Genomic DNA, 6,652 nt, shown 5'->3' on the forward strand with positions numbered 1-6,652 from the left:
TGCAAGGGGCTGGTTTAGATTTAGAAAATGTAAATTATATAAAACCAGAAAAAAATGCAGTTCAATATAATGATGATTATAAATATGAAAAACTTTTTTCTGTAGAAGCACATAAGAGCTCTGAGTATGATACTAAGTTTATAAGTAAATCATTAAAGCTTGTTGATGGTAGACATATTGTGCCTACTGATAAAGGTAAGGTATTAATTCATAAGGCTTTAGCAGAAGCAAATAATTTAAAAGTTGGAGATACTATAAAGGCTAAAAAGAGTGCTGGTGATTTTAATGCATCAACTTTATCTAAAAATGATTATGACCTTGAAATTGTAGGTATTTTTGAAAGTGAAAATACTGAAAGAGTTGGTCACAAATTAGAAATGCCAGAAAATCTTTTAATAACTGATGTAGATACTGTTAAAACTTTATATGGATATTCAGATGGAAATGTAAAATATACAAATGCTACTTTCAATACAGATACTGATGTAGATAAAGTAACATCAAAATTTAAAGATATTCCTGCTGATTGGAATAAGTATACAATAGTAAAAAGTGAAGATACATTTTTAGCTTTATCTAAGTCTTTTGATTCTTTAGATAAGATTATAAATATGGTTTTAATTGGAGCAATAATAGCTGGAATAATAATACTTTCATTAGTGTTAGCATTTTGGATTCAAGGAAGAGTTCATGAAACCGGTATATTACTTTCAATAGGAGTTTCAAAGTTTAATATTATTTCTCAATATATAATTGAATTATTACTTATAAGTATATTAGCTTTTGGAGGATCATATTTCTCAAGCAAGGTAATTTCACAAAATATAGGAAATACAATAGTTGCACAAGCAAGTAAGCAAGCGGTTCAAGACGTTCAAAGTGGATTTGGAGGATTTTCATTAGGAAATGATGTTAATAGTTCTTTAGCAACTCGTACAGTAGATGAAATAGATGTAAAAGTAGATGTTGAAGAATTAATTTATGTATATGTTATAGGAACAGTTATTATCATACTTTCAGTAATGGCATCATCAGTATCAATAATTAGATTAAAACCAAAAGAAATATTATCTAAAATGAGCTAGGAGGAAAATAAATGTCAATTTTAGCATTAAATAAAGTTAATTATTCATATAAAAATGGAAAAAAAGTTTTAAATGATATAAGCATGGAATTTGAAAAAGGAAAATTTTATGCTATTTTAGGGGTTTCTGGTTCAGGAAAAACAACATTATTATCATTACTGGCTGGATTAGATGAACCTAGAAATGGTGAAATATTATATAATAATCAAAATATAAAAGTAAAAGGGTATGAGAATCATAGAAAAAGCAATATTTCATTAATTTTTCAAAATTATAATTTAATTGATTATATGACACCTTTAGAAAATTTAAAGATAGTTAATCCTAAGGCAGATAAGAAAATTTTAAACGATTTAGGATTAACTGATGATGAAGTTAATAGAAACGTATTACAATTATCAGGGGGGCAGCAACAGCGTGTTGCCATTGCAAGAACACTTGTTACAGATTCACCAGTAATATTAGCAGATGAGCCAACAGGAAATTTAGATAGTGATACAGCTGATGAAATTATAGAAATATTAAAAGTAAGTGCACATAAACATGAAAAATGCGTAATAGTGGTTACTCATAGTAAGGAATTAGCTAAAAAAGCGGATGTTGTACTTGTGTTAAAAAATAAAAAACTAATACAGATTAATTAATAAAAATTAATAAGATTTTATAAGAGGTGGCTTAAGTATGGAAGTAAAACATTTTAAAGATATAAATTTAATAAGTAAAGTATTATATGTTATTTCAATAATTATATTAGTATATACATTATTAACTATATATAATTCACATGTATATATATCATCACTTGTAGCATCAAATAGGATTGTGGTAAGTGAAAGTATATTAATGGTAATAACATATTACATTAATTCATCATTACCATATGCATTTTATTCAATAGCAACATTTTCTATGGGATATATTATCAGTGGATTAAATGTTAAAAAGGAAGTAAAAAAAGATATAAAAAGTGATTTAGAAGACTTTGATAAATTAAATAAAGATTTAGAAGACTTTGATAAATTAAATAAAGATGATAATGAATTAGAAGAATTAATAGAATATTTAAAAGATTAACTAGCTGTTAAGGATTAATTTAGAAAACTTTTGATATTCACTTGAGAAAGTTATTATGATGTTAGGGGAATGGGGTAAGATGGTAAAGGATAACAAGCAATTGGATATAAAGTAAGTTTTGAGAAGGAGTATCAGTTAAGGATGCTCCTTCTTCTTTTAGGTTAAGAAATTTTGGAGCAACTATGTTGAATTTGAACATTACTATATAGAATAATATGGGGATGTAGCTCGTAATTAAATTATAATTTTAAAAGTATATTAGAAAAGGAGAAAAGTAATGAGCAAGTTTACAACCTCACTTAACACCGATACGGAGAACCGTATCGCAAGCAAGTGATACGGTTCATTATTATATAGCATTTATCTCTTCATTTATTTGTTCATTGATACTTGAAATTGGTGGGAAAATTTTAAAGAATATAAATCTTATTAAAGGAGATACAATTAATAAATTTAAAGGTATTGCAAAAATAAAGTTTGTAATTAGAGCATTACTATAAGCAGAAATAAAATTAGAATTTAATCCTATATTAGTAATTACTCCAAATAGTGACATCCAAATGACCATACCACATGATGTAAAAAATGACATATATACTCCTACTTTTTTCATATCATCATTTGGCTTTAATATTTTACTTGTAATGATTTTTACAATTTTACCAACTATAAAAATATCTCCTACTAGTGCATATATAAAAGCTAATGGAAACCCTAGTGCTGCATGCTTAAATATATTTAATGAAAATCCTTCAATCATAGCTATATTGATAAATATTTGTAATCCTAATATGAGGTAAATAAACTTTAGAGATAATATATAATTTTGTAAGGGGGAAATAAAGTTGAAAATATTAAAAAATAAATTGGTTTTAGGGTTGGCTTCAATAATAGTTTTGATTTTAACTATATTTAGTTACTCTAAAATAAGAGAATATAATATTTTAAAAGATGTTTTTGTATTTAAAAATGAAAATGTGGTTTCAGTTTGGAGAGTAAAAAAGGGTGAAGACATTCACGATTACAATTATAAAATGGAAAGCAATGGTATTGATTTTTTAAGTGATATACTTACAAATTCAAAATTAAAAAAATCCACTATAAATGATTCTCCATCTAATACTTTAGGAAGTTTGACTATTTTACTTGATGGAAATACAAGAGAAGTAGATGGTGGTACATCATTTGAATTTGAAAGAGGCATAACTTTAACTCCAATAGATAAAGATAGTGTATATGTTTTTTTAGAGATAAATAAACTTAGAAATGATAATAGTTTTAATAGAGATGGTGTTATGCAAAAATCTTATATTATAGATTCTGAAAAATTAGTAGAATTTATAAATGAAAATACTTAATGAAATTAAATTGCAAATTCAATTCGCAATTGTTATATAATACGAAGTAAATATACTTTTATAACAAATATTATTAAAGGAGTGGTTTTATGAAAAGCAGAGACAGGTAGTATATCAGCAGATGCAGTATATGATGATATAGATAATATAGCGAAATTATATATTTCAAATTGGAAGGAAACTTATAAAGGATTACTATCTGAAGATTATTTAAATAGTTTAACTAAAGAGTATGCAGTAGAAAAGTGGAGTAAATATCTTAAAAATGAAAATCATATTTTTGTTGCGTATGAAGAAAATGAATTTTTAGGTTTTGTAGCATCTAAAAAAGATGATGAGGAAGAAAATTATTGGTATTTAGATTCTTTACATATAACAAAAAATTCAAGAGGAAAAGGAATAGGAACGAAATTAATTTATAGAGTAGGGCAGTATGCTTTAAAACATGGATATGAATGCATGAGTATTTGTATTGTTAAAGGAAATGATAATGCTAAAAGGATATATGAAAAACTTGGTGCAGTTCATTATAAATATTTTATTGATGATTTTGGAGGAGTAAAATCAAATTCAGAAAAACTTATATGGAAAAACTTAAGTATTTTTGCTTAATGATAATATTTTTTCTAATCAAAATTATTAGTTAATATACAATTTTAATATATTATGAACTATTATTTTTTAATATAAAAAGGCTAGAAATCAATACATTGTAACGTTTCTAGCCTTTTTAACTATTATTTATAACTAAATTATCTAACAAATCCTATTAAGACAAACCATAATTAGCAAAATCTGATAAAACTTTAAATTCTAAATCGATGCTATAAGTATTAAATGCTACAGAACTAAATATCAATGCTAAAATTAAAAATACATTAAAAAACACCGAATTTGCCTTTTTATTTTTATCTTTAAAATTAAATTGACTAAAAGCTAATACAAACATAAATAATAGTGCATCCTTAGAATAATCTTCTAAAACATCTATAACTGACAATAATTCAATATCTTTTATATATCTATTAAAATATTTCGTATTTTCTTCATTTTCTGTAGCCACCATAGAAAATCCATTTCCACTAAAATCTACAATCCTTTTATTTTCTTTATCATAAGTTAGCTCATATTTATATTTTGGTGAATTTATGTGATTATCTTCAAATTCTATCTTATTAAAATAATTGTATGTAAAGCCTATAAATACAATTAGTATCACACCTGTCAAAGCTTTATTGTTAAGTAAATTTTTCTTTTTTTCTATTTCAACACCATTTATAGATTTTATGTATTTTCTTTGAAGTTTTTCATTATATATTAATATAATTTGTCCAAGTAAAACAAGCTCTACTCCATTAAACCCACCCATCTTGGTAACTAGTATTAATATAATCTTTATTATTATATAAATATCTAAAAACTTAATTATTTTATTTAAGCTTTCAATGTACTTTTCTTTATTTATAAATTCTATATTTTCCGTATATTTATTAACATCTACATATTTATGTATAAAATATAATACCCCTAACATAATTACTGAATCTATGGCTTTATCTATAAAAAGGTTTAATATTGTTCCTATTATAAATCCACATATTAATATTTTTTTATCCTGTTTATCTAATTCCACTTATATTCCTCCCACAAATTACATTTATTTAGATGATATTAAAACTATCGTTATCTCTAAGAATATAACAATTATGAATTTATTTTCATTATATCATGTATAAATATTGATTAAAATATAACAAAACAAAAAATTCACTTCGCTCATTTCACAAACAATATATCGTTGGCGAAATGAGTGAAGTGAATTTTTTATCATTAGTTAATGAGGCTTATATTATTAGAATAAATTTATAGAACGTTTAGAATTGATAATAATAAACTGTATAACAAGTAACGAAGCGTGTTTTTGTAAGAAAAATTATAAATAGACTATACTAATTTTGATATGAGACCTTTATTGTAGACCGTTAAAATAATAAAACTTTTGTCATAAAGGGCTCATATCATCTTAGGAGATATAATATTTTAATATTAAAGGATATCATATAAGGTATATTTATAAAATTCAGTTATAAATGAACTTAAAGCATCATTTATAATTGGTTTTAATTTACAAGAATCATTAAGATTGCAAGTATTATTATCAGTAGAAAAACATTCTACAATATTTAAATTATCTTCTGTTATTTCAAGAAGTTTACCTAAGTTTATATTTTTTGAATCCATTCCTAGCTTTATACCACCATTTCTTCCTTTAGAAGATGAAATATATCCATTTTTAGCTAATTTATAAATTATTTTTTTTATATGATGAGTAGATAAATTAAGTGTATTTGATAATTCATCTACTGTAAAAAGTTTATTTGGGTTATTGCCTAGATAAATTAATATTCTAAAACTATAATCAGTAAATTTAGATAAATACATAAAATTCTCCTTAATATAATTTGATTATTATATATTATTATAAATTATATTAGCTTGAATACAACATTAACTATAATTAAAAAATTATATGTTATACAAAACTAAAAAGGGTATATAGAATACATATTTAAAAAATAGGAGAGTTTTATGAATAGAATTAAAAAAATAATATTTGTTATTGTAGGAGTTATATCTCTTTTATTAGGGATAATCGGGACAGTACTTCCTATATTACCTACAGTACCATTTTTACTTTTAGCATCATATTGCTTTGCTAGAGGGTCAAATAAATTTGAAGTTTGGTTTAAATCTAGCAAAATATACAAAAAGTACTTAGAAAATTTTATATTTAATAAGTCTATGACCTTAAAACAAAAGATATATATATCAACTTTTGCGGATATAATGATTGCTTTTCCATTGGTAATTTTAAATAACTTATATATAAAGTTATTTTTAATAATAATTATTATATTTAAGTATTATTACTTTATATTTAGGCTCTGTTAGACAATTGTGTGATAAGCAAGTAATAAAAATAGCTAGACATATTGGAAATTCCAAAGTGTCTAGCTATTTTTATGTAAATTACTTCGCAATATATTAATATTGTAAAATTTATAACTAAAATTTCAATTATACCTAGAATGCAATTTAAAGACTAGTTTGGTAGAGGTTGATTGATTTGTCATA

General features: G+C 23.8%; 9 protein-coding genes. 6 read left to right on the forward strand and 3 right to left on the reverse strand.

Features of this window, described 5'->3' with window-relative positions:
• The 3 genes from Q5F54_RS09190 to Q5F54_RS09200 all read left to right on the forward strand — a co-directional run.
• Positions 1–1,085: FtsX-like permease family protein (locus Q5F54_RS09190; protein ID WP_302334288.1), on the forward strand; the 1,085-nt coding region annotated here is incomplete at its 5' end.
• Positions 1,086–1,096: 11 nt separating this feature from the next.
• Complete coding sequence (locus tag Q5F54_RS09195; RefSeq protein WP_071121130.1) at positions 1,097–1,729, forward strand: ABC transporter ATP-binding protein; 633 nt, start codon at positions 1,097–1,099, stop codon at positions 1,727–1,729.
• Positions 1,730–1,766: 37 nt separating this feature from the next.
• A complete protein-coding gene (locus Q5F54_RS09200; RefSeq protein WP_071121129.1) occupies positions 1,767–2,159 on the forward strand; it encodes a hypothetical protein in 393 nt (130 codons plus the stop codon).
• A gap of 349 nt (positions 2,160–2,508) precedes the next feature.
• On the opposite strand, the gene Q5F54_RS09205 is transcribed toward Q5F54_RS09200, so the two are convergent.
• Positions 2,509–2,919 carry a DUF2798 domain-containing protein gene (locus Q5F54_RS09205; RefSeq protein ID WP_281537668.1) on the reverse strand — a complete coding sequence of 137 codons (411 nt, stop codon included), beginning with the start codon at positions 2,917–2,919 and terminating at the stop codon, positions 2,509–2,511.
• An 85-nt stretch (positions 2,920–3,004) separates the two neighbouring features.
• On the opposite strand from Q5F54_RS09205, the gene Q5F54_RS09210 reads away from it, so the two are divergent.
• Positions 3,005–3,517 carry a hypothetical protein gene (locus tag Q5F54_RS09210; protein WP_281537667.1) on the forward strand — a complete coding sequence of 171 codons (513 nt, stop codon included), beginning with the start codon at positions 3,005–3,007 and terminating at the stop codon, positions 3,515–3,517.
• Positions 3,518–3,664: 147 nt separating this feature from the next.
• The gene (locus Q5F54_RS09215; RefSeq protein ID WP_331562634.1) at positions 3,665–4,129 is read left to right on the forward strand and encodes a GNAT family N-acetyltransferase; all 465 of its coding nucleotides are present in this window, start codon (positions 3,665–3,667) and stop codon (positions 4,127–4,129) included.
• A gap of 157 nt (positions 4,130–4,286) precedes the next feature.
• Here the strand turns inward: Q5F54_RS09215 and Q5F54_RS09220 are convergent, their stop codons facing one another.
• Together Q5F54_RS09220 and Q5F54_RS09225 are read right to left on the reverse strand one after the other, a co-directional pair.
• Positions 4,287–5,150 (reverse strand): hypothetical protein, encoded by an 864-nt coding sequence (locus Q5F54_RS09220; RefSeq protein WP_302334289.1) that lies wholly within the window; start codon positions 5,148–5,150, stop codon positions 4,287–4,289.
• A gap of 413 nt (positions 5,151–5,563) precedes the next feature.
• Positions 5,564–5,959: an Rrf2 family transcriptional regulator gene (locus tag Q5F54_RS09225; RefSeq protein ID WP_071121122.1), complete on the reverse strand. Its 396-nt coding sequence runs from the start codon at positions 5,957–5,959 to the stop codon at positions 5,564–5,566.
• Between the two features lie 147 nt (positions 5,960–6,106).
• Here Q5F54_RS09225 and Q5F54_RS09230 point away from each other — a divergent pair, with 147 nt between their 5' ends.
• On the forward strand, positions 6,107–6,469 hold the full coding sequence (locus tag Q5F54_RS09230) for a YbaN family protein (RefSeq protein WP_302334290.1): 363 nt from the start codon (positions 6,107–6,109) through the stop codon (positions 6,467–6,469).
• Positions 6,470–6,652: the final 183 nt, after the last annotated feature.

The organism is uncultured Romboutsia sp. (assembly GCF_958366745.1).
Classification (GTDB): Bacteria; Bacillota; Clostridia; order Peptostreptococcales; family Peptostreptococcaceae; genus Romboutsia; species Romboutsia timonensis.